Source organism: Desulfonatronum thiosulfatophilum, assembly GCF_900104215.1.
GTDB lineage: Bacteria > Desulfobacterota > Desulfovibrionia > Desulfovibrionales > Desulfonatronaceae > Desulfonatronum > Desulfonatronum thiosulfatophilum.
On record NZ_FMXO01000024.1, the window covers coordinates 1 to 21,182 of the forward strand.

The 21,182-nt window shown below is 57.7% G+C and carries 19 protein-coding genes and 1 pseudogene; 13 read left to right on the plus strand and 7 right to left on the minus strand.

The features are described from left to right. Positions 1–311 (plus strand): transposase (locus BLP93_RS16040; RefSeq protein WP_244148788.1); only part of this gene is annotated, 311 nt, incomplete at its 5' end. A 144-nt stretch (positions 312–455) separates the two neighbouring features. Then, positions 456–2,918 carry a type I DNA topoisomerase gene (gene topA / locus BLP93_RS16045; protein ID WP_092123868.1) on the plus strand — a complete coding sequence of 821 codons (2,463 nt, stop codon included), beginning with the start codon at positions 456–458 and terminating at the stop codon, positions 2,916–2,918. Between the two features lie 30 nt (positions 2,919–2,948). Here topA and BLP93_RS16050 read toward each other — a convergent pair whose 3' ends face one another. The 7 genes from BLP93_RS16050 to BLP93_RS16080 form a co-directional block, all read right to left on the minus strand. Next, complete coding sequence (locus BLP93_RS16050; RefSeq protein WP_092123870.1) at positions 2,949–3,818, minus strand: NAD(P)H-hydrate dehydratase; 870 nt, start codon at positions 3,816–3,818, stop codon at positions 2,949–2,951. Further along, on the minus strand, positions 3,806–4,357 hold the full coding sequence (locus BLP93_RS16055) for a putative Se/S carrier protein (RefSeq protein ID WP_092123872.1): 552 nt from the start codon (positions 4,355–4,357) through the stop codon (positions 3,806–3,808). Before BLP93_RS16055 ends, BLP93_RS16050 begins: the two co-directional genes overlap by 13 nt. Continuing rightward, positions 4,354–4,569: a sulfurtransferase TusA family protein gene (locus tag BLP93_RS16060; RefSeq protein ID WP_092123874.1), complete on the minus strand. Its 216-nt coding sequence runs from the start codon at positions 4,567–4,569 to the stop codon at positions 4,354–4,356. The genes BLP93_RS16055 and BLP93_RS16060 overlap by 4 nt, the downstream gene beginning before the upstream one ends. 16 nt (positions 4,570–4,585) lie before the next feature. Then, the gene (yedE, locus tag BLP93_RS16065) at positions 4,586–5,680 is read right to left on the minus strand and encodes a YedE family putative selenium transporter (protein WP_092123876.1); all 1,095 of its coding nucleotides are present in this window, start codon (positions 5,678–5,680) and stop codon (positions 4,586–4,588) included. A gap of 702 nt (positions 5,681–6,382) precedes the next feature. Further along, on the minus strand, positions 6,383–6,928 hold the full coding sequence (gene rfbC / locus BLP93_RS16070; protein ID WP_092123878.1) for a dTDP-4-dehydrorhamnose 3,5-epimerase: 546 nt from the start codon (positions 6,926–6,928) through the stop codon (positions 6,383–6,385). Next, positions 6,925–7,845, minus strand: a complete 921-nt coding sequence (rfbA, locus tag BLP93_RS16075; RefSeq protein WP_092123880.1) for a glucose-1-phosphate thymidylyltransferase RfbA — start codon at positions 7,843–7,845, stop codon at positions 6,925–6,927. The genes rfbC and rfbA overlap by 4 nt, the downstream gene beginning before the upstream one ends. Before the next feature lie 33 nt (positions 7,846–7,878). After that, positions 7,879–8,655: a hypothetical protein gene (locus BLP93_RS16080; RefSeq protein ID WP_092123882.1), complete on the minus strand. Its 777-nt coding sequence runs from the start codon at positions 8,653–8,655 to the stop codon at positions 7,879–7,881. A gap of 493 nt (positions 8,656–9,148) precedes the next feature. Between BLP93_RS16080 and BLP93_RS17065 the strand changes: the two genes are divergently transcribed. From BLP93_RS17065 to cas2, 11 genes and pseudogenes are all read left to right on the plus strand, one after another. After that, the gene (locus BLP93_RS17065; protein WP_161946375.1) at positions 9,149–9,703 is read left to right on the plus strand and encodes a class I SAM-dependent methyltransferase; all 555 of its coding nucleotides are present in this window, start codon (positions 9,149–9,151) and stop codon (positions 9,701–9,703) included. A gap of 24 nt (positions 9,704–9,727) precedes the next feature. Next, the gene (locus tag BLP93_RS16090) at positions 9,728–10,819 is read left to right on the plus strand and encodes a hypothetical protein (RefSeq protein WP_092123886.1); all 1,092 of its coding nucleotides are present in this window, start codon (positions 9,728–9,730) and stop codon (positions 10,817–10,819) included. A gap of 174 nt (positions 10,820–10,993) precedes the next feature. Further along, entirely contained in the window at positions 10,994–11,599 is a 606-nt protein-coding gene (locus BLP93_RS16095; RefSeq protein ID WP_092123888.1) for a nitroreductase family protein, read from the plus strand. 736 nt (positions 11,600–12,335) lie between these two features. Next, positions 12,336–14,567 (plus strand): CRISPR-associated helicase/endonuclease Cas3, encoded by a 2,232-nt coding sequence (locus tag BLP93_RS16100; RefSeq protein WP_092123890.1) that lies wholly within the window; start codon positions 12,336–12,338, stop codon positions 14,565–14,567. Between the two features lie 192 nt (positions 14,568–14,759). After that, a complete protein-coding gene (gene cas5c / locus BLP93_RS16105; protein WP_092123891.1) occupies positions 14,760–15,425 on the plus strand; it encodes a type I-C CRISPR-associated protein Cas5c in 666 nt (221 codons plus the stop codon). After that, complete coding sequence (gene cas8c, locus BLP93_RS16110; protein ID WP_092123893.1) at positions 15,422–17,173, plus strand: type I-C CRISPR-associated protein Cas8c/Csd1; 1,752 nt, start codon at positions 15,422–15,424, stop codon at positions 17,171–17,173. The genes cas5c and cas8c overlap by 4 nt, the downstream gene beginning before the upstream one ends. Beyond that, positions 17,170–18,030 (plus strand): type I-C CRISPR-associated protein Cas7/Csd2, encoded by an 861-nt coding sequence (cas7c, locus tag BLP93_RS16115; RefSeq protein ID WP_092123895.1) that lies wholly within the window; start codon positions 17,170–17,172, stop codon positions 18,028–18,030. The genes cas8c and cas7c overlap by 4 nt, the downstream gene beginning before the upstream one ends. After that, a complete protein-coding gene (locus tag BLP93_RS16120) occupies positions 18,031–18,897 on the plus strand; it encodes a HEAT repeat domain-containing protein (RefSeq protein ID WP_092123897.1) in 867 nt (288 codons plus the stop codon). It abuts the gene before it with no gap. Between the two features lie 52 nt (positions 18,898–18,949). Next, positions 18,950–19,582 (plus strand): CRISPR-associated protein Cas4, encoded by a 633-nt coding sequence (gene cas4, locus BLP93_RS16125; RefSeq protein ID WP_092123899.1) that lies wholly within the window; start codon positions 18,950–18,952, stop codon positions 19,580–19,582. Next, positions 19,579–20,605, plus strand: a pseudogene (gene cas1c / locus BLP93_RS16130) (type I-C CRISPR-associated endonuclease Cas1c). Before cas4 ends, cas1c begins: the two are co-directional and overlap by 4 nt. Before the next feature lie 9 nt (positions 20,606–20,614). Then, positions 20,615–20,905, plus strand: coding sequence for a CRISPR-associated endonuclease Cas2 (gene cas2 / locus BLP93_RS16135; RefSeq protein ID WP_092123901.1), 291 nt, complete (start codon positions 20,615–20,617; stop codon positions 20,903–20,905). The last annotated feature ends 277 nt before the right edge of the window (positions 20,906–21,182 follow it).

A 21,182-nucleotide genomic window follows, 5' to 3' on the forward strand; every position in this document is an offset into this window, starting at 1 on the left:
TAGGCGACACCAAAATCCTGCGGCCAGGGCGTCCGAAGAAAAGCGATAGCCCCTATCAACGGCGGATCGCCCGTGAGCGTTTTCGCCGTAGAGCAGGAATAGAGCCGATAATTGGTCACCTGAAACAGGATCATCGCTTGTCCCGAAACTACCTGAAAGGGGTTCTCGGCGACGCGATCAACCTGTTCATGGCTGCCGCGGCATTCAATTTCAGGAAGTGGATTCGGAAGTTCGAACACTTTTTTGCCCTTTTTACGCTTTGGCTGTTTTTCGGCACCACAACCCGTCAGCCTTCTATGATGATCCTGTAACGAAAATATCGGATTTTTCAGGCTCGACTAATTATTCATACGTGAGGGTTTGAACTTTTTGCGGCAACGCGGCCAGCGGGGATTTTTCAACAACCTGCCGGCACTTGCCATGCCGCCGAGGGATGAGTATTTGCCCTCAACATTATGAACAAACATCTTATCATCGTTGAATCACCGGCCAAGGTGAAGACCATCAAGAAATTCCTTGGACCGGGCTATGAGGTCGGCTCCTCTGTCGGACACGTTCGCGATCTGCCGAAAAAGGTTTTGGGCGTGGACGAGGAAGCGGATTTCGCCCCGGACTACGAGATCATTCCCGGCAAACAGAAGGTCGTCTCCCAGCTCAAGAAGCTGGCCGCTCAGGCGGACCAGATCTACCTCGCCCCGGACCCTGACCGGGAGGGCGAGGCCATAGCCTGGCATGTGGCCGAATTGATCAAGGACGCCAATCCGCGCATCAAGCGCATCCAGTTCAACGAGATCACGCCCCGGGCAGTGCGCGAGGCCCTGGAACACCCCCGGACCCTGAACCTGGACCTGTTCAACGCCCAGCAGGCCCGCCGGGTCCTGGACCGACTGGTGGGGTACAAGCTCTCCCCGCTGCTCTGGCAGAAGGTCAAACGCGGCATCTCGGCCGGCCGGGTCCAGTCCGTGGCCCTGCGCCTGATCGTGGATCGGGAGCGGGAGCGCCAGGTCTTCGAACCCAAGGAATACTGGGTCTTCAAGGTAAAACTGGAAGCCGGAGCCGGGGCTGTAATCGAGGCCGACCTGTGGAAGGTCTCCGGAAAGAAGCCGGACATCGGCTCCGCGGACCAAGCCCGGGAGCTGGAAGCGGCGGTGACCAACGCATCCTTCATTATTGAATCCGTGGATGAAAAAGAGCGCCAACGCCAGTCCGGTCCGCCCTTCATCACCTCCACTTTGCAGCAGGAAGCCAGCCGGCGCTTTTCCTATCCGGCCAAACGGACCATGTCCCTGGCCCAGCGCCTCTACGAAGGCGTGGAGCTCGGCGACCGAGGCATCCAGGCCCTGATCACCTACATGCGAACCGACTCGGTGCGCATATCTCCGGACGCCATCAAGGAAGTTCGTGAGTTGATCCAGAGCAAATACGGCCAGGACTACTGCCCGGAGACGGAGCGGTATTTCAAGTCCCGCAAGTCGGCCCAGGAAGCCCACGAAGCCATCCGGCCCGTGGACGTGACCATCACCCCGGAGATGGTTCAATCCTACCTTCCCAGGGACATGTATCAGCTCTACAAGCTGATCTGGTCGCGCTTCGTGGCCTCGCAGATGACGCCGGCCAGGTTCTGGGACACTACCGTTACCGTGGCCGCGGACAAGACGCAGTGGCGGGTCAAGGGCGAACGTCTGATCTTTCCCGGCTACCTGGCGGTCTACGGCGGAGCCGAAGCTGAAAAAAGTCAGGAACTGCCGCCGCTGACTCCGGAACAGCGTCTCGCTCTGCAGGAGGTGCTCAAGGAGCAGAAATTCACCCAGCCGCCGCCGCGCTACAGCGAAGCCTCGCTGATCCGCGAGCTTGAAGAAAAGGGCATCGGCCGCCCCTCCACCTACGCCCAGATCATCTCGACACTGCTGGACCGCGAATACGTCACCCAGGTGGAGCGCCAATTCATACCCATGGAACTGGGCTACGTGGTCACCGACCAGCTGGCCGAACACTTCGTCCGGCTGATGGATGTGGATTTCACGGCCCAGATGGAGGAATCCCTGGACCAGGTGGCCGAAGGGCGGCAGGACTGGGTGCAGTTGATGCGCAACTTCACCGGGGATTTTTATCCCGTGCTGGACAAGGCCAAGAAGGACATGGCCGCGGTCAAGGGCGGAATCGACGCCGGGATGCCCTGCCCGGAGTGCACCAAGCCCCTGATGGTCAAGTTCGGCAAGGCCGGCGCCTTCCTGGCCTGTTCCGGCTACCCCGACTGCTCGTTCACCGGCAACTTCACCCGGGACGACAGCGGCAAGATCAAGACCATCGAGAAGCTGCCCAAGGAAGAACTGGTCAAGGTGGGTACATGTCCGGACTGCGGCGGCGACGTGGTGCTCAAGAAGGCCCGCACCGGCAGCCGATTCTATGCTTGCGCGTCCTATCCCAAGTGCAAGTACACCAAGTCCTATTCCACCGGCGTGGCCTGCCCCGCGCAAGGCTGCTCCGGCGACCTGGTGGAACGCAGTTCCCGGTTCGGCAAGATGTTCTTTTCCTGCAGCCTTTATCCGGAATGCACCACGGCCATGCCCGCCCCGCCCGTGCCCCAGCCCTGCCCCAAGTGCGACTTCCCGATCATGCTGCGCCGGTACACGGAGAAACGCGGCAACTACCTCTCCTGCCCGGTCAAGGAATGCCGCCACTTCATCCCCGTGGCCGAAGCGCCTGAAGAGACGGAAGGACCGCTCCCGGATTTCTCCGAACCCACGCCGGCGAAGGAAAAACCCGCCAAAAAGACATCCGCGGCCAAAACAAAAGCAGCCGCCAAGTCCACAACGACCAAGACGGCAAAAACGACAAAAGCCAAGCCGAAAACCGCGACCAAGCCCAAAACGACCAGAAAGAGCAAGACAGCCGCGGAACAGGAGAAGTCAGAGTAGTTTTCTCGTTCGATTCAAAACGGGCGCGCCTTACCCCCCGGTTTCCTCCAAGGCCCGCTCCAGGGCCTTGGGCAGGAAGGGCAGCAGATCGGCGATTCCATGGGCTGGAGACGGGTGGGAGAACAGGCCGAGATAGCGGTTGGCCAGAGCTGCCGTTCGGCAGGCCTTGGCCATCTCCATGCCGGAGGCCAGCAGGGCCGTGACCAGGCCGGTGAGGCTGTCGCCCGTGCCGCCGATGGGCTCCATGGCCGGAACGTCCGGCGCCTCGACTTCGGCGATGATCTTCCCTCCAGCGACAATGTAGTCCCGCTTTCCCTTGACCAGCAGATATCTGGCCGCGTTTTCCCCGGCATAGGCCAGCCGGATCAGTTCCGGCACCCGGTCCTCCTCCTGGAGCAGAAAGCCTCGGGTGTAGAACGGATGCGGCGCCGTCTCGTCCGCCAGGAAGGCCATCTCCCCCGCATCCGGGGTGAACAGGTCGTAGTGTCCGGCGAATCCGCTCATCTTGGCTGCGTACATGTACCCGGCATCCGCGACCAGGAGAGGCGTGGTTGACAACCCTTCCAGCCCCCACAGGACCTGATTGTGCCAGTAGATGTCCGGGAGCAGATAGTGGAACGTGACTCCATTTCCCGCGGCACGCTCCACGTTCTCCGCCAGGTGCTTGTACAATGCACGGCTGCCGTCTCCCGTGCCCACATCGCCGGCCAGCAACGCTTCCGGCGCCTCCATGCCCAACACTTCCGCGCAGACCGCGGCAACCGCCATCAACGCCGGCGTGCCCCGGGCCACGTTCACGCCCATCCCGTCGATGTCGAGCACGTTGTCACGCAACCGATACTTCCCCCACGTCAGAGGGAAGTCGGCCTTGGGCACGCTGCCCGCGATCAACCAGGACATTGGCGGCGCATCTCCTCGAACGCCAATTGCAACGAATACCCGCACAACGTCCGGCCCAGGGAGCGCGGCTCAGGCGCATCGTCCAGGGTTTTGCCCACGAGCATTTCCGCGAGATAAGGCACATCCGGACATCCGCCGCCGGAGATGTTCACGATCCGACGGTCCGACTTGTCCAGGGTGATCTTCATGTTCGCAGCCCGAACCATCAGGTAATCCCCAAAATCCTTGACATGATACAGGGACACCGGCTCCAGCAGATGGTCCTGGGCCGCGGCCACGCGCAACGGGGCAATGCCCGCCTCCTCCAGAAGATTACGGATGCGCATCTCCTGCAGCAGCGGAAACTCGATCACCATGTCGCACCCCTGGCGCAAGTCCGGCGGCGGCCCTTTCACCGCCACCTCGAATCCAGCCTCCTTGAGCAGGGTCTCGGCGCGGATCACATCGCCGGTGCTGTGGTACAGCAACAGCCCCTTCTCGGAAACGCCGCGCTCCTTCTTTCCGGTCCCGCGGAACAGGCCGCGCAGATACTGGATCATTTTTGGAGCACCAGGCGGAAATTTCCGTCCGGCTCATCACTCGCCGCGACAGTCCAACCTTTGCGTCGGGCGGCCCGGTCGACATTTTCCCGGCTGGCTTCGTTGTCCACTAGCACTTCCAGTTCGCCATTCCCGGTCTTGTCCATGGCGTTGACGGCCAGCAGCACAGGCTGGGGACAGGAAAAACCTCGTGCGTCAATTACTTGCGTCATGATTCGGCATCCTCCTTCAGGATCGCTTGCAGTTGGTTACACCGATGAACAGCAGGATTGCAAACCCGACAATCACCGCGGCCATGCCGTTGGGACCGATGCCCGCCGGAGAACTGGCCAGACCGAAATTGTGGGCCACCGCCGCGCCCACGATGAGCCCCAGGGCGAAAACCCCGGCATCGCTGTTGCCTTCGCCGGACATGAACAACTGGCGTCCTGGACACCCGCCAGCCAGGGCAAAGGCCAATCCGGCCACGGCCATGCCTGCGAAATTCCAGTACCATTGGGTGTGGGCCACGGGTTGCCCCTCGAAGCCCGGATTGAACTGCCCCAGGAACAGATTGGCCGCCCACGCCGCCACAAGCAGGGCAATCAGACCGAACATCAGGTACCACTGCCGGAACAGCAGCACGTCACGGATGGCGCCCATGGTGCAAAACCGGCTGCGCTGGGCCAGGAAACCGATTCCCAGTCCCGCGGCCATGGCGACCGCAAAAGGAGCATACGCCGCTCCGGGGCCGCTGAGCGAATACCAGAGTACGCCGCTTTGCGCTTCGCCTGCGATGGGCGGATAGATCAGACGCAACGCCAGCAATCCGACCATGATCAGAGGCAGCATCAAACCGGCGCTCCAGCTCTGAACCTGGCTACGGCCCAAATTGAAGCCCCGCTTGAAGAACAGCGTCCCGATCCAGACCCCGGCCGCCAGCCCGGCCAAACCGAACAGGGCGTTGCCGTCGCCGCCGGCCAGACGCAGGATGGCCCGCCAGGGGCAACCCAGAAAGACCAGGGCTCCGATCATGGCGATCATGCCCAGCACGAACCGGGTCAACGGCGCCGACCCTCCGGTGGGCTTGAATTCCTTGAACATCAGCGCCGCTCCGAAGGATCCCAGAACGAAACCCAGGATTTCGGGCCGCAGGTACTGCACCACCCCGGCCCGGTGCATGCCGACGGAACCGGCGATATCGCGCCCGAAACAGGCCACGCAGATTCCCATGTTCGTCGGATTGCCGGCATTTTGCAGAAAGGAGGCCAGCACCCCGATAACCGATCCCACGGCAATGATGCCGATGGTCGTGGCAAAAATGTTCTTAACAGCCCCTGGCATTCTCTTTCTCCTTGTAACTTGGGTTGACGTTTGGACCGACGAAATCACCTTGACGTCGAACATGCTGTCCGACATTCCGTCCATGCGAGCATGTTTGCCGTCATGTTTTGCTCGCGGGTGGAACAGTGAGCGGGCAAGCAAGTTCATGCGCCTTGTAGAGATGCTCGGTTCCACAGCATGGACAGCTTACATGTACCATACCGTCAAGCCGCCTATGCCCCTCCCGTGACGTCTCTACGCGCAGATTCGGGTCAACGGACCACTGATTCGACCAGTATCCTTTTTGTGTTTGCGGGCAGATGAAGTAGAGGTTCACCATTTTTCCCTTGAGCCCTGAACAGCACGTACATGAACGATGGTGCATCATTCATGGAATCATATGGATTAACTCCGTGCTCCTATACGAAAGAGAACGATATCGTCCAATTGCTTTATCTGATGAAGATTCACCTCATCCATCGGTTTTCTCTATGCACCCTGCATTCGGTCGGATTATTAAAAGACAACAACAGATCACCTGCTGTCCGGACGTTCAGGGGCAATACGTGCCGCACTGGGGTGCGGCGATCCCAGGGGAAGCGGCGCCGCAGGTGCGCGCTTCGCAAGTCGAGTTTGAAGTCAGCTTTTTTTTTGAAACTGAGACGCAAAAAGGCCGGAACGCAGCAGCGTTCCGGCCTTTGTCATCTCAGTTGGTCAATGGCTTCAGAAGAGATCTTCCGGCGGTACATCCCTTAAGCGAGGCGCGGTTGAATCCTTTGTTGAGAGGCTTGGTGTTGCGATGGGCCAGTTGATACCGATGTCCGGGTCGTTCCAGATGATGGTCCGTTCGGTCTCCGGAGCATAATATTCGGTGCACTTGTAGTGAAAATCCGCCGTTTCCGAGAGCACGCAGAAACCATGGGCAAAGCCCGGCGGTACGAACAGCTGCATATGGTTGGCGTCGCTGAGTTCAACGCCGTGCCATCGACCAAACGTCTGGGAGTCCTTGCGGATGTCCACGGCAACGTCAAAGACCGCGCCGCGCGTCACCATGACAAGTTTACCTTGGGGCTTGGCGACCTGGTAATGCAGCCCCCGCAGCACTCCGCGGCTGGACCTGGAATGGTTGTCCTGGACAAAGGCGACCTCAATGCCGGCCTCGGCATAGCGCTCGGCCTGATACGTCTCCAAAAAAAAACCCCGGGCATCGCCGAAGGCGCGAGGTGTGATCAGTAAAAGCCCTTTCAAAGGCGTTTCAATGACATTCACAGGTTGATTCCTTTATCCAGAGTGAACGGATCCCGTCGCACAAGCGACTCCAGATAGCTCCCATAGCCGCTCTTGCGCAGAGGTCTGGCAAGATTCAAGACATCCTCCGCGCTGATCCAGCCACTGGCATAGGCGATCTCCTCGGGACAAGCGATTTTCAAGCCTTGGCGTTCCTCCATGGTCTGCACGAAATTGCCCGCCTGGAGCAGAGAAGCGTGGGTTCCCGTATCCAGCCAGGCATGCCCCCTGCCGAGACACTCCACATGGAGTTCACCCTGCTGCAGGTAGGCCATGTTCACGTCCGTGATCTCCAGTTCTCCGCGCGACGACGGCTTCAGACTGGTGGCGATCTCAACGACTTGCCGGTCGTAGAAATACAACCCCGTGACCGCCCAGTTGGATTTAGGGTCGGTCGGCTTTTCTTCTATGCTGACGGCCCGCCCGCGATCATCGAAGTCCACCACGCCATAGCGCTCGGGATCGCTGACCCAGTACCCGAAAACCGTGGCGCCCTTTTCCGTTGCCATGGCCCGGCGCAGCTTCTCGGTCAGCCCGTGGCCGTAGAAAATATTGTCTCCAAGGATCAAGGCGCAGGCTTCTCCGGCCAAAAAGTCGCGTCCGATCAGAAATGCCTGGGCAATGCCTCCGGGATCGGCCTGGGTCGCATACTGCAGTTGCAGCCCCCACTGCGAGCCGTCGCCCATCAGATTTGCAAACGCAGGTCCGTCTTCGGGCGTGGAAATCACGAGTATTTCCCGAATGCCGGCCAGCATCATCACGCTCAACGGATAATAGATCATCGGCTTGTCGTACACGGCCATCAGCTGCTTGCTCACCGCTCTGGTCAGCGGATACAGCCGCGTTCCCGAGCCGCCGGCAAGAATGATGCCCTTGCGTTTGTTCTCAGCAGACGTCACGACTCCTCCTGTACAAGATGTCTTCGGTTGATGTTATGCTTGCCAATACCGCCCCAGCTCCTTGAACAAGGCACGCACTTCAGGACCGCAGCTGTCACAGGTGTTCCCGCAGAACCGGCGCAATTGGGCTTCCACCTTCGTCAGTTGAGGATACTCCGGCAAATTGGGAAGATCTAGTGAAGCAAAATCAATACATGAAAACAACATCCCCCTGTCCCGCCCCATGTCGCAAGGAGCTCCTGCTGCCTTTTCCATGGCGCAGGTCTGCCTGTCCAGCCCCTTGACGAAATGCAACACTTCATTGGGAGACTGTTCCGTATTCAGCTTGTTGATGTTCCTGTTCAATTCATCCGCCCATTCCACCAGCTTCTTGTATCCGGTCACGGCGATCTTTCTTTTGGGATGCTCGGGGTCATTCCGGTAACTCCCGTACAGGTATTCGTCCACGACAGACTGGGTCTGCGCATAGACGGTCAGAAGCAGCTTGGTGAATCGTCCGCGCAATGTCCAAGCTCTTTGCCTGAACACGTGTCGGGCAACCAGCTCCGCGGGGAGGCTCTCCACGCTTTCAGGTTCAGTAATATCCAGCGTCCTGTAGAAATCCCGCGTAACCGTCTCGTTCAACAGGATTCCATGCAGCACGCCTTGCATCTGCCGCGCCCGTTTTCCCACCCCTTCAAGCTGCTGAACCCTTGAGTTGAAGAGCACGAGATGCTCTTCAAGAGATTTGCGTTGACCGAAAAACGTATCTGCCGCTTCGGAAAGTATTTCCGTTGCCATCTCATCAGCGAGATTCGATATGTTGTTCACTTCATCACTCCGGATCTTGGATGCTTCAGGAAATGCCCAACCATAAGACATCAAAAATTAAAGAAAAACATTCTTTGACATGAAAGTCAAAAAAGACCACACCGCACACCTTCAATAACTACCTGTTTGAATTGATAATCGCATGAACGGCTTGATAATCGCGGAGCTGAACATTCCTGGCTCGCGGTGCAGTTCACCAATTTCTTCAAGCATGGCGTTTTCAGCGCTTTATCCAGATTCAACGCTTATTGACCGATATGTAAAAAGAAAAGCGGTCAGAATCTATTTTCCAACGCAAGATCAGGGGACATTTTCCCAGGCCGGACTTGCCATTTTGCTGTCGAATGAACACAATAACTTTTGCGGGCGCGTAGCAAAATCAAAGAGAAAACTCTCAGCCCACCAACTCGTGTTTTGCGGAATGCATTCTTTGCCGGCAGTAATGGTCGGCTCATTTACAACTTTCCATGGGCGCATGAATATCATGAGTACAATGAACTACGTCAAATGTTTTTTGCGCGACAGGAATGTCGCTTCCATCACGCCGACATCCCCCTTCGGCGTGAAGCGGGTTTGCAAAAAAATCGATTTTTCCACGGCCAACGTCATTGTTGAGTATGGTCCCGGCGCCGGAGTTTTCACGGAGTACCTCCTGAAAAAAATGCGGCCCACTGCCCACTTGGTCCTTATCGAACGTAACCCGGATATGTTCAAATGCCTCCAGGAATCGTTCCGGGATCAGCGGGTTCACCTGTTCAACGACAGTGCCGAGAATGTCGGCAACCTCGTCAACGGGCAGTTGCCCCACAAGCCGGACTACGTCATCTCCGGGATCCCCTTTTCGTACATCGACCAGCAGGCCCGGCAGGATATTATCCAGCAGACCCATGAAGTTCTCGCGGACAAGGGCAAGTTTTTAGCCTACCAGACATTCTACCAGAAGGACGACCACCTCTTTGTGCACCTGGAGCATTACTTCAAACAGGTGAAGTCCGAATTCGAACTGTTGAACATACCCCCGATGCGGATTTATGAAGCCATGAAGTGAGCATCCGCGTGCAGGAGAGGCCACATGCGCAAAGCCCTGCTGGTAGTGATTGGAGGCATTCTCATCCTGGTCGCCGGGATGGTCATTCTGTGGGAACCGGCGGACCAGCCGCCGCCGGAAATCGTTCAGCCCCCCTCCGCCCCGCCCGAACCGGACTTGGCGCCACCTTTCCAGCTCCAGCCCCCCCCGCCTTTTCCGGTCGAACCTGAGCCGGAGGAAAGCGAACCGACGGATATCCTTCCGGAGGATATGGAGGGCGTTCCTGACGAAACGGAACCCGAGCCGATCGGCTTCACGAATATCACCATGGGGTTCTTCGACGACCTGGCCGAGCAGATCGTCACGGGCTATCTTCCTCCCGGTTCGGAATTGAATCCCGACTCCACCGGCCGTCTGCGGATCCATTTTTCCGCCCTGAACCGGCGCTACGGTATGGCCCTTGTGGGCTTGGAACACCAAAGCCCATCACTTCTGGAGGGCCGGGAGGAGATTTTCAGCAATCTGCTCCAGCCGGAAGCCATTGAAAACCTCTGGATGATTTTTCATCCTTTCTTCGAACAAGCCCTGGATGAGGCCCTTCGATCCGCCACCTGGGCATTCCCGGCCCCCAACGACGCGTTCGAGCAACGCGAACTGACGGCTTCGGAACAGCAGGATTTCTACCGCCTCGCATCCGCTGCCGTCTCGGCTCTGGCTCATGCCGTGCAGTTGTACTCCCTGCATGACGAGTCCATTCCCCTGACGGAACAATGGCTGCTGGGACAGACTTCGGCCTTCGCAGCTCACTCCCGCTACCAGCAGGCCGAAGCCGAGTTGGAACGCGCCCAGCAGGAAGCTCCCGAAGACCAGGTTCGGATTCTGGATGAACGCCTGGAACGCGATGCCGCGGCTCAGGGCATCATGCGGGCCATTGCCGTGAGGGAGAACGCCAGACAGGAACTCCTGGCCGTTTTTCTTTCCGCCACACCCCGCCCTGATCTGACCGAGGGCGAGCTGCTTTACCTCAGCGAATGGCTTTGGCGGCGCCTCCACAACCATCCGCCGCGCGTGGAAGTCTTCATGCTTCTCGCCGACAAGTTGCACGAGATGGCTTTGCGGCTGCAGCCGGATAATTGATTCGCTTCCCGGCGCGGTATTGTGACGGCATGCGCCCCTGTTCAGCCGACATATCACCGACGACTCACGCCGTTGCTCACTTTTCCCGCACGCCCCGCACTTCGATTGGCAGTTCTGGGAAACAAAGCTTTCCCGAATGCAACATGACATAGCTATCAGGAAGGAGGTCGCACCATGACGGTTAAAGAAGCCATTCAAGCGAGACGCAGCATCCGCAAGTTTACGGACCAGCCAGTAATCGAGGAACAGATGGCGATCCTTCTGGAAGCGGTCAGACTGGCCCCATCCAGCATCAACTGCCAGCCCTGGCGGATTAAGGTACTTACGCAGCGCGAAGACATCCAGTGGCTCTCCGGCGCTCCAACCAAGGGGCAACGATGGATTGCCGGCGCCGGGGCCGTTATGATCTGCTGCGCCGACGTACAACGCTTTGTCGAGGACTCCGCGACCAATGTCCGCTTCCTGCGAGACAGCGGCATGCTCCCTCCGGAAATGCTCGCGGGGCTGGAAGAGTACCTGAGCAAGGCCGCGGACGCCCAGCCCGAAGTACTGCGTTGGGCCGCCGCGGCCAATTGCGCCATTGCCCTGTCCCAGGTCATGCTTCAGGCCGTTGAACTGGGACTGGGGACCTGCTGGGTCGGCATGTACGACGAGGCCGCGGTCAAGGAACGTTTCCAGATTCCCGAAGCGTTCCCTGTTGTGGCGATGCTGGCCATAGGCCACCCCGCCGAGTCCCAGGGACAGCGGCCCAGGAAAGACCTCCGGGATATTCTCCTGTAACTTGGGCCCCAAACAGTACCGCCCGCGATTATTTCAATGACTGCAAGATAATCAAACCTTAATCGCTTACAACAATCTTTTGAGGCGATTATCTCAAGAACACGAGGCCTCCGGCGCACACCAACGCCGGGGGCTTTTTTTTTGTTGCTCCCCGGATATTTTCGTCACTCCCCACTGATAGCTTCCGCACTGCCAGTCCTCCCGTATTGCAATACAGGAAGGGATTTTTCGAGACGCCGATCAGATTCCGTTCTGCATCATCATCGTGGCATTGATTAGACATTGAACACCAGGCTGATCTGGTGCTTGAAGCCACAACATCGCTGACCGAATCTAGCTAAACGTATCTCTATAACACTATCTTTTTTCAATTTGATGGTTCATTGTGCTGCCCAGCCAACTCTATGTCATTCCGGCTGAACTCCTCGAATGGGCAAGAAATCAATCCATGTTCGAAGGCCCCGGCATGATATCAAACGCAACGTATTCCAACGCTCTCCACTCAACCGCAACAGAGGCGACCATGAACCGCGCGCAACGCATCTATGCTCTTGATCGGTTGTTCCGAACGCACAATCGATGCATCTCCCGAAATCGCATCCAGGAAGAGCTGGAATGTTCCCCGGCTACGGCCAATTCAGTACCTTGCTTGCCACTGGATCAGAGTGCCACACGATGATGAATGGCCTGACGGGAGGCAGAGGTGGAAGTGGACACTGAAAACAGGAGAAACCCAATGAACTACTACGCCCACTCGACTCCGAATCCTGACAAGTCGGATTGGCAGCTTCTTGATGACCATTTGGAGAATGTGGCCCGACTTGCAGCGGAATTCGCCGCGGCTTTCAGCGCTTCCGACTGGGGGCGGACCGCCGGTTTATTACACGACTCGGGCAAAGCGACAGCGGAGTTCATTGCACGACTGGAGGGGCGACCTCTCCGGGTCAACCATTCCATTTTCGGAGCACGCCTGAGCGCGGAGCAATGCGGGCGGCTCGGGCTTTTGCTGTCCTACATCGTAGCCGGTCACCACGGCGGCTTGCCGGATGGGGGAATGCAGGAAGGCCAGCTCCATTTTCGCCTGAAGCAGGAACGCCTTCCGGATTACGTCGAAGTCTTGCCCGTTGTCGCCTGTCCAGCCGACCTGAAGCCGCCGTTCACTTTATCCCGCGACCAGGTCGGTTTCACCTTGTCCTTCTTCACCCGCATGCTCTTTTCCTGCCTCACGGACGCGGATTTCCTGGACACGGAAGCCTTTTGCTCGCCGGAAAAGGCTGGGTTGCGCAATGTAATGGTGCACTCGAAGATTCAGGCTCAAGCCGCCCAGCTTCCGGCCTTGCAAACCGACCTGAACAAGCATCTGGATCACCTGCTGCGCAAGGCCGATTCCACTCCAGTGAACATCCTGCGTCGCGGCATCTTGGAGGATTGCCGTAGCGTGGCTGCGTCCCAACCGGGCTTTTTCTCCCTGACCGTGCCAACGGGTGGCGGGAAGACCTTGTCCTCTTTGGCCTTTGCCCTGGACCACGCAGTGCCCCATGGACTGCGCCGGATTATCTACGCCATCCCCTTCACGTCCATCATTGAGCAGAACGCCAAGGTGTTCAGCGACATTCTTGGACGGGCCAACGTGCTGGAGCATCATTGCAACTACCGGGACAAGGATGCCCCGGAAGACCGGGAATACGACATCCGGCGCGGCCTGGTCGCCGAGAATTGGGATGCTCCGGTGGTGGTCACCACCAACGTCCAGTTCTTCGAGTCCTTATTCAGCAACAAGCCTTCGCGCTGCCGCAAGCTGCACAACATCGCCCGGAGCGTGATCATCCTTGACGAGGCCCAAGCCATTCCCACCGAATACCTGGAACCCTGCCTGGCGGCGCTACGCGAACTGGTGGACCGTTACGATTGCACTGTGGTGCTGTGCACGGCCACCCAGCCAGCCTTGGACGATCCCAAACTGCGCACTGCCTTGCGCGACGTGCGGGAAATCATTGTCCAACCGGACCAACTCTATGAACAACTCAAGCGCACCCATGTCCGGTTCGTCGGCAAGCTGTCCAACGCGGAACTGGCCACGCGATTGGACGAACATGAGCAGGTGCTGTGCATCGCGAGCACCAAGCCCCAGGCCAAGACGGTCTTTGAACAACTGGCCAACAGGGATGGCGCGTTTCACCTCTCCACCAACATGACCCCGATCCACCGTCGGCATGTGCTGGCCGTGATCCGTGGGCGTCTTCAGGACAGTTTGCCTTGCAGGGTGATTTCCACGTCATTGATCGAGGCTGGCGTGGATGTCGATTTTCCCGTGGTCTACCGGGCCATGGCAGGGATGGACTCCATTGCCCAGGCCGCCGGAAGGTGCAACCGGGAAGGCAGGCTGATCGAAGGCGGTAAGGTCGTTGTTTTTGAACCTGAACAGCCACCTAAAATGCCGTGGCTGCAACGTTGCGCCTCCCGGGCCGCCGAGACCTTGCGCACCATGCCGGATGCCGATCCGCTTGGCCTGGAAGTCATGCGCAGGTACTTCGAGTTGCTCTACGATGTTCAGGATTTGGACGGCAAACAGATTCTAAAACGCCTGAACGCTCCCATCGACAAAGAGCTGATCCTCCCATTCAAGAAGGTGGCCCGGGATTTCCGTTTTATTGATGACGAAGGCACGGCACTGATCATTCCTTTGCGGCCCGCAGCAAACAATCTCGGTCTTAAAGAATCCGAGGATGCTCAACTGTTGATCCGGGAGTTGCGGCACACCGAGTTTCCTCGCTCCACTTTGCGCAAACTGCAACAGTATTCTGTGACCGTCCGTTCTAAAGATCTGACTCGGCTACACACGGCAGGTGCCGTAGATATGATCCATGACCAGTACCCTGTTCTGCGCAACTTGGCTGCCTACGATAGGAGCGTCGGTTTGCGTGTGGATGGGGGAGATGTTTGGGAGCCGTCGTCTCTGATCCTTTAACATTTAATTTCAAGAAAAATTTTTCTTGCCAAGAAAATCATTCTTGAGATAAGGAGTTGCAAAAAAATGCAAGGAGGTGAACCAGCGTCGACCATCAATGGTTCGTGGATTGAAACTTGAAGTTAAACGTTCGTATCATTAGTTTTCCGGCCGCGAGGCGTAAACCTCGCGGCCAACGTTCAGGAGGACACCATGGCATTCGGCATCAAGCTGCGGGTTTGGGGAGACTATGCTTGCTGGACCAGACCCGAAATCAAAGTCGAAAGAGTTTCTTACGACGTGATGACCCCATCCGCGGCCCGGGGCATCCTGGAGGCCATCCACTGGAAACCGGCCATCCGCTGGGTGGTGGACAAAATTCATGTGCTCAAACCCATCGTTTTCGACAACGTTCGCCGCAACGAGGTCAGTTCCAAGATTCCCAAACCCAATCCGGTCACGGCCATGCGAGACAAGAAACCGCTGTATTTCCTGGTGGACGACGGCAACAACCGCCAGCAACGCGCCGCAACGCTCTTGCGTCATGTGGACTACGTTATCGAAGCCCATTTCGTGCTCACGGACCAGGCCGGACCAGAAGACAACGAAGGCAAGCACCTGGATATTTTCAACCGTCGGGCCAGAACCGGACAGTCCTTCCACCAACCATGCCTGGGCTGCCGTGAGTTCCCAGCCTCTTTTGAGCTGGTCGAAGGCAAGGTGCCGGCGTCTTTCTATGTCGGTCAGACCAGGGAACTGGGCTACATGCTCCTGGACATCGACTTTTCAAAGGGCATGACGCCGCTGTTTTTCAAGGCCGAAATGAAGGACGGTATCATCGAGCCGCCTCCGCCCTGGTCAGCGGAGGTGCGGGCATGATTCTGCAAGCATTGCATAGCTACTACGAAAGGATGATCACCGATCCCGACTCGGGCATGCCGCCCTACGGCACAAGCATCGAAAACATTTCCTTTGCCCTGGTCCTGGACAAGGAAGGTAAGCTCCGTGGCGTGGAGGATCTGCGAGAAACGGACGACAAAAAGCGCTTTCCCCGCAAAATGGCTGTTCCGGCAGCAGTGACCAGGACTTCGGGGGTTAAGGCGAACTTTCTCTGGGATAAGGCCGCTTATGTGTTGGGCGCGGACAAAAATGAAATTAAAACCAATGCCCCCCGGTTTGCCGCCTTCAAGGAACTGCTTCACGAGATTGGCGCTGACGTCGCCGATCCTGGTTTTGCTGCGGTCCGAGGCTTCATGGAAAGTTGGGAGCCGGACGAGGCTGAGACGATCATCAATGCCTATACCCCCTGGGAGGAAGTCGCCGGGGCCAATCTCGTCTTTCGGCTGGAAGGAGTGAGGGGATTTATTCACGACCGTCCTTGGTTGCAGAATGTATGGCGCACTCATTGCGCCAAGGTGGATGAAGCCCCCAAGGTCCAGTGTCTCATCACAGGCGAACAAGATGTCCCATTGGCCCGAGTGCATACGCCTATCAAAGGAGTCATAGGCGGGCAGACTTCCGGCGGGTACATCGTTTCCTTCAATGCTTCGGCGTTCGTCTCCTACGGGCGGGACAAAGCCGATGTGGGCGAAACATCTGCCTTTGCCTACACCACGGCCCTCAATGCCCTACTGACCAGAGGCAGCCGCCAGAAAGTCACCATCGGCGACATGACCATCGTGTTCTGGGCAGAACGCTCAAGTCCCGCGGAGGACTTTTTGGCGGACCTGTTTGACCCCGCGCCGGTGGACAAATCGCCCCAATCACAGATTGATCATCACACAACGATCAAGATTCACGATCTGCTCCAGGCCATCCGCTCTGGACGACGTGCCGTGGACATCGTGCCGAATCTGGATGAATCCGTAAGCTTTTACCTGCTGGCACTTGCACCCAATGCCTCCCGGCTGTCCATTCGTTTCTGGGAAACCAGCACCGTGGGCGGATTGTTGCAAAAGGTGGGCAAGCATTTCCAGCAAATGGAAATCATCCGGCAATTCGACTCCGATCCGGAATTTCCGCCACTGTGGCGACTGCTCCGTCAGACCGCCCCGCTGGGTAAGAGCGAAAACATCTCGCCTGTTCTGGCTGGAGGCATGGCCAAGGCTATGCTGACAGGCTCGTTGTATCCGCAAAGCCTGCTGCCCACCGTGCTTGGCCGCATCCGTGCCGAGCATCAGGTGACGTTTTTCAGAGCTGCTTTGATCAAGGCGTTTTTGATCCGCAACAAACAATGGGAGGTTCCCGTGTCATTCGATCCCACTCGAACTGATCGTCCGTATTTGCTGGGCAGACTGTTCGCCATACTGGAAAAAGCTCAGGAGGAGGCTATCCCCGGAACCAGTGCGACAATCAAGGACCGTTACCTCGGTTCGGCCTCGGCCAATCCCGGGCAGATATTTCACATGCTGCTCAAAAATGCGGCCAACCACACGGCCAAGCTGCGCAAGGATCCAGAGAAAAAAGGCTTGGCATTCAGTTATGATAAAATGATTCAGGACATCATCGAATCCTTTGATGATTTTCCGGCCACCATGTCCTCCGAGGAACAGGGGCTGTTCATGATCGGCTACTACCATCAGCGCAAGGACCTCTTCACCAAGAAAAACAAGGAGACACAGTCATGACCGCCATTACCAACCGCCATGAATTCGTCCTCATCTTTGATGTGGTCAACGGAAATCCCAACGGGGACCCTGACGCTGGAAACATGCCCCGCATCGACCCAGAGACCGGACATGGGCTGGTCACGGATGTCTGCCTCAAGCGTAAGATCCGCAATCATGTGGCCTTGGCCAAGGAAGGGGCCGAAGGCTTCAAAATATACATCCAGGAAAAAGCCGTGCTGAACAGGACCCATGAGCAGGCATACATCGCTCATGACCTCAAGTTCGAAGCCAAGAAACTTCCCAAAAAGGTTGAAGACGCCCTGAAAGTTACGGGTTGGATGTGCGCCAACTTCTATGACATCCGGACCTTCGGCGCGGTCATGACCACGGATATCAACTGCGGACAGGTTCGCGGACCGGTGCAACTGGCCTTTGCCAAAAGCGTGGAGCCCATCGTGCCCCAGGAGGTCAGCATCACCCGCATGGCCGTGACCAATGAAAAGGATTTGGAGAAGGAGCGGACCATGGGCCGCAAGCATATCGTGCCCTACGGATTGTACGTGGTCCACGGTTTCGTCTCCGCCCCTCTGGCCGAAAAAACCGGCTTTTCCAACGCGGATCTGGATCTGCTCTGGGACGCTTTGGTCAACATGTTCGAGCACGACCGTTCGGCCGCGCGCGGCCTGATGAGCAGCCGCAAGCTCTTTGTCTTCAAGCACCAGAACAAGCTCGGCAACGCCCCAGCCCACAAACTCTTTGACTTGGTCCAAATCAAGCGCCGGGACGACTCCACCGGCCCGGCACGCTCCTTCAAGGACTATGCAGTTACCGTAGGCCAGTCACCGGCGGAGGTAGAACTTCTGGAGCTGCTATAGATGGACAAAAAGCTTGAACAGCAATTCCGGCAACGGGCGGTGGATCTCGGCAATTCCGGAGATCCGGCCGCCTTGCCGGAGCTTGCGCAACTGGCCCGTTCGCCCGTGGCCAATGTGCGTCGTCTGGCTGCGTCGGCCATGGGCAAGCTTGCCGGATTGGCCGACGCGGATGAGGCCGCTTCCGTGTTGCATCCTTTGCTGTCCGACACGCATCCCCAGGTTCGCCAGTATGCCATCCGGGCGCTTAAGTTATATGGAGTCGCCGCCAAGTCGGCCTTGCCGGACCTCCGCGACATAGCCGCGAACCCGGTGGAAAAAGACTACAACCAGCGCGATGCGGCCCTGGCTGTCGAGTACATCACCGAGGCCGTGCGCATCGCCGACGAGCAGGTCGTTCACCTGTGCAAGCGTTGCGGTGTGCGCTTGGCACCGGATGAATACGTCCGCAGCCGCAAGGCATTCCAGCGTCCGTTTTGCGATCATTGCTTCGACGAGGTTTTCCTGGAGCGCCGCAACTACGAGATCAAGGTGGAACTGCAAAAAAACATTCGCTCCAAGGACGGCACATGGGTGCAATCCGAGGGCGAGCGGCTCATCTGCGAAGCCCTAAAGGCCGAAGGCATCCGCTATCGTTACGACGAACGATTCCGCATCCTGGACGGGTACGCCATCCGACCGGATTTCTATCTCCCGGAATTTGACGTCTATATCGAATATTGGGGCATGGACACGGCGGACTACAAAATTGGCATGCTCAAGAAACAACAACTCTACCAGCAGCAAAGCAAGCGCCTCATCTCTTTGTATCCGGTCGACAAGCCGGCCATGCGCGCCCGTCTGCTGGAGAAACTGCGGCAATATCGCTGACTTGCTTTTCTGGCGAGTCGCGACGTCGCACAGCGTAAGCGAAGTCAGATCCATGTACACGGAAGCCGACCTCCTTCCTCTTTCCGCCTTGCAGCACTTGCTGTTCTGCCCCAGGCAGTGCGCGTTGATCCACATCGAGCAGGTCTGGACGGAGAATCGCTTCACGGCCGAAGGGCGGGTCATGCACGAACGGGTGGATTCCCGGCAGCGGGAAACCCGGGGCAAGGTGCGGATCGAGACGGGCGTGCCGTTGCGGTCATTGAGCTTGGGCATCTCGGGCAGGGCCGACCTGGTGGAGTACCATCTGAAGGGACAGGAATGGGTGCCGTTCCCCGTGGAATATAAGCGCGGCCGCCCCAAAAAGGACAGCTGCGACGCGGTTCAGCTCTGCGCTCAGGCCCTATGCCTGGAAGAGATGCTGGACCGCCAAGTGCCTGAGGGAGCCTTGTTCTACGGCCAAAATCGCAGACGCAGGGACGTGGCTATTGATGAAAAACTGCGCCGGGAAACCATGGATGCCGCGGCCCATTTGCATGATTTGATCCGTTCCGGCATTACGCCGCCCGCCCGCTATGAAAAAAAGTGCGATAGCTGCTCGCTACTTGAACTCTGCCTGCCCAAGGTGGCCGGATCAGCAAAAAACGTCCAGCGCTATCTTTCACGCATACTTGTGGAGCCGACATGAAGAAGCTTCTGAATACTCTGTATGTGACCACCCAGGGCGCGTATCTGTCTCGTGAGGGCGAGACCGTACTGGTGCGCGTGGAAAAGGAAACACGCCTCCAGGTTCCATACGCTGGCCGGCATTGTCTGCTTTGGGCAGGTCTCGTGCAGTCCGTTTTTGCTGGGTCTATGCGCTGAGCGGGACGTCGGGGTCAGTTTTTTGACCGAGTACGGACGCTTTTTAGCGCGAATGCAAGGACCAGTTTCCGGCAATGTCCTGCTGCGCCGTGAACAGTATCGCTGGGCGGACGACCATGAACGGTCTGCCGACATGGCTCGCTTCATTCTGACCGGCAAAATCGCCAACAGCCGCACGGTCCTGCGCAGGGCGCTCCGTGACCACGGGAGCAAGCCCTGCGCCGAGACATTGGAAAACGCAGCCAGGAGCCTACGTTGCTCATTGGATCAACTCCAGGTGCCCGCTTCGTTGGATGCCTTGCGAGGTATCGAAGGCGACGCCGCCGGGACGTATTTCAGCGTATTCGATCATCTGATCACCGCGCAGAAGTGTGCTTTCCAATTTCGAAACCGCAGCCGCCGTCCGCCCCTGGACAACGTCAACTGCCTGCTGTCCTTCGCATATACCCTGCTCATGCACGACGTTCGCAGTGCCCTGGAATCCGTCGGCTTGGACCCCGCGGTCGGCTTTCTGCACCGAGACCGCCCGGGCCGAAGCGGACTCGCCTTGGACATCATGGAGGAGTTCCGACCGGTCATCTCGGACCGGTTGGTGCTCTCCCAGATCAACCTTGGAGCAATCAAGGAATCCGGATTTATCCGGGCAGAAACCGGCGGCATACAAATGAAGGACGATACCCGCAAAGCTTTTCTCGTGGCCTATCAAAAACGTAAACAAGAAGTGATCAATCATCCGTTCCTGAATGAAAAGGTGGAAATTGGCTTACTGCCATTCATCCAGGCCTTGCTTTTGGCTCGGCATGTACGCGGCGATTTGAACGGCTATCCGCCGTTCATCTGGAGGTGATGCAATTCCATGTTCGTCCTTGTCAGTTATGACGTGGCCACATCCAACCCTGGCGGTCCCAAGCGCCTGCGACGGGTGGCCAAAATCTGTAAAAACTATGGGCAGCGAGTTCAATTCTCGGTCTTTGAGTGCATTGTCGATCCAGCGCAGTGGACCAAGCTGAAACAACAACTGCTCGATGAAATCGACCCGGAAAACGACAGCCTGCGGTTCTATTTTTTGGGCTCCAACTGGCGTAATCGAGTTGAGCACGTTGGGGCAAAAGAGGCTTTTGATCAGGAAGGACCATTGGTTGTTTAATTGGCCCGCGAACCTGAAGTTGTGGCATAAATAACGGCAGGTTCGCGCACAGTACAATTGATCAATTTTAATCAATATTTTTTCTGACTGACCTTTTCAGTACACTTCTCACACGCCGCAAATGGGAGGTTCGCGAATCTTTGGCTTTGAATCCTTGAGCGGCAAAGGAATACAAGCCGACAGTCGCCCCCCGCGCGGGGGCGTGGATTGAAACGACGGCGAACGAGCCTCCGTCAATTTGGCCCACGAGTCGCCCCCCGCGCGGGGGCGTGGATTG

Coding starts and splice junctions, on each gene's coding strand:
- topA (WP_092123868.1), top strand. CDS start 456: ATGAACAAACATCTTATCATCGTTGAATCACCGGCCAAGGTGAAGACC.
- BLP93_RS16050 (WP_092123870.1), bottom strand. CDS start 3,818: ATGTCCTGGTTGATCGCGGGCAGCGTGCCCAAGGCCGACTTCCCTCTG.
- BLP93_RS16055 (WP_092123872.1), bottom strand. CDS start 4,357: ATGATCCAGTATCTGCGCGGCCTGTTCCGCGGGACCGGAAAGAAGGAG.
- BLP93_RS16060 (WP_092123874.1), bottom strand. CDS start 4,569: ATGACGCAAGTAATTGACGCACGAGGTTTTTCCTGTCCCCAGCCTGTG.
- yedE (WP_092123876.1), bottom strand. CDS start 5,680: ATGCCAGGGGCTGTTAAGAACATTTTTGCCACGACCATCGGCATCATT.
- BLP93_RS17065 (WP_161946375.1), top strand. CDS start 9,149: ATGAACTACGTCAAATGTTTTTTGCGCGACAGGAATGTCGCTTCCATC.
- BLP93_RS16090 (WP_092123886.1), top strand. CDS start 9,728: ATGCGCAAAGCCCTGCTGGTAGTGATTGGAGGCATTCTCATCCTGGTC.
- BLP93_RS16095 (WP_092123888.1), top strand. CDS start 10,994: ATGACGGTTAAAGAAGCCATTCAAGCGAGACGCAGCATCCGCAAGTTT.
- BLP93_RS16100 (WP_092123890.1), top strand. CDS start 12,336: ATGAACTACTACGCCCACTCGACTCCGAATCCTGACAAGTCGGATTGG.
- cas5c (WP_092123891.1), top strand. CDS start 14,760: ATGGCATTCGGCATCAAGCTGCGGGTTTGGGGAGACTATGCTTGCTGG.
- cas8c (WP_092123893.1), top strand. CDS start 15,422: ATGATTCTGCAAGCATTGCATAGCTACTACGAAAGGATGATCACCGAT.
- cas7c (WP_092123895.1), top strand. CDS start 17,170: ATGACCGCCATTACCAACCGCCATGAATTCGTCCTCATCTTTGATGTG.
- BLP93_RS16120 (WP_092123897.1), top strand. CDS start 18,031: ATGGACAAAAAGCTTGAACAGCAATTCCGGCAACGGGCGGTGGATCTC.
- cas4 (WP_092123899.1), top strand. CDS start 18,950: ATGTACACGGAAGCCGACCTCCTTCCTCTTTCCGCCTTGCAGCACTTG.
- cas2 (WP_092123901.1), top strand. CDS start 20,615: ATGTTCGTCCTTGTCAGTTATGACGTGGCCACATCCAACCCTGGCGGT.